This window comes from Actinokineospora sp. (assembly GCF_050699995.1).
Lineage (GTDB): Bacteria > Actinomycetota > Actinomycetes > Mycobacteriales > Pseudonocardiaceae > Actinokineospora.
In genome coordinates this window covers 1-1,321 of the sequence record NZ_JBOHGC010000293.1, presented here as the reverse complement: position 1 = coordinate 1,321, position 1,321 = coordinate 1, and the positions used below count along the sequence as shown (strand labels likewise).

1 protein-coding gene is annotated in these 1,321 nt (G+C 70.8%); it reads right to left on the bottom strand.

The annotated features are described in order from the left end of the window. Window positions 1–21: 21 nt before the first annotated feature. Window positions 22–1,321, bottom strand: a 1,300-nt coding sequence (locus tag ACRDSQ_RS14670; RefSeq protein WP_431421662.1) for a FlgD immunoglobulin-like domain containing protein, incomplete at its 5' end; no start/stop codon positions are given.

The window sequence follows — 1,321 nt, the reverse complement described above, 5'->3', positions numbered from 1 at the left end:
TTGGAGCCGTCGCTTCGAGCGCTACTCGACCCGCACCAGGCGCCGGGAAACGCTCCCTACGGGGGTGCTCGCGCGGACGAAGTAGACACCGGCTGGGGCGCGTGCGCCGCTCGCGTCGTTACCGTCCCAGGTGAGCGGGTGGCTTCCGGCATCCAACCGAGCCCCGATTAGGCTGCGGACCCGCCGGCCCCGGGCGTCGAACACCGCCACCTCGGCGCGTCCAGGGGCCGACATCGCCAGCGTGAGGCTCGCATGCTCCCGGCTCGGGTTGGGCGCCGGCGGGGAGAGCGCGAGACCCGGCGGGCGCGGCCCGGGGCCCACCGCGACCGGGATCTGCGTGAGGTCGGCCTTCCACTGCGAACGGCCGTGCGTCGCCGCGACCAGGGTGCGCGAGGCGGCGTGCAGGTTGAGATCGAACACCGCGGTGAACGGGAGGCCGCTGCCAAGCGGCAGCCACACCGCCCCCTGGTCGCGGGTCCAGTACACGCCCACGTCGCTGGCCACGTAGAGCCGCTGGGTGTCGATGGGGTCCACCACCACGTCGTTGAGCGGCACGTCGGGAAGATTGCCGGCGATCGGCGTCCACGTCGTCCCCCGGTTGGCGCTGCGGTAGATGTGCGGCAGGTGCTCGTCGCCGCCGAACCCCGAGAGCGTCACGAACACCACCTGCGGGTCCGCCGGATCGGCCACCACCCTCGTCACCCACCGCACCGGCAGGCCGGCCGAGACGTCGGTCCAGGCGCCGCCGCGATTGACCGAGCGCCACACCTTCCCGTCGTCGGTGCCCGCGTAGTAGACGTTGGTGTCGGGGGCGGCGATGTCGAGGGTGGTGATGGTGCTGTAGGTGAGCAGGCTGGTCGGATTGGCGGTGGTGAGGTCGCCGCTGATGATCGAGTAGCTCACGCCGTTGTTGAGGCTCCGGTAGACGCGGTGGCTGCCGACCAGCAACAGGTTGTTGTTCTTCGGATTCATCACCAGCGGCGTGCTCCAGTTGTAGCGATCCGTGGAGGTGAACCCGGTCGGTGCGGTCCAGCTCCCGCCCGAGTTGGTCGAGCGGCGCGGCCCGCTCCCGCTGCAGCCGAACTGCCACTCGGCGAACAGCACCGCCGGGTTGGTGGGATCGATCGCGCAATGGAAACCGTCGCCGACGCCGAGGGCATAGGTCCATCCCGTGGGCGAGCCGGTGGTGATCGGGGTGCTGTTGTCCTGCGTGCCGCCCATCAGGCGCGCCGGGTTCGACGGGTCGATGGCCGCAGCGTAGAACTGGGTGATGTCGAGGGTGAGGGCATGCGTCCAGGTTCCGCCGCCCACGGTGGTGGAC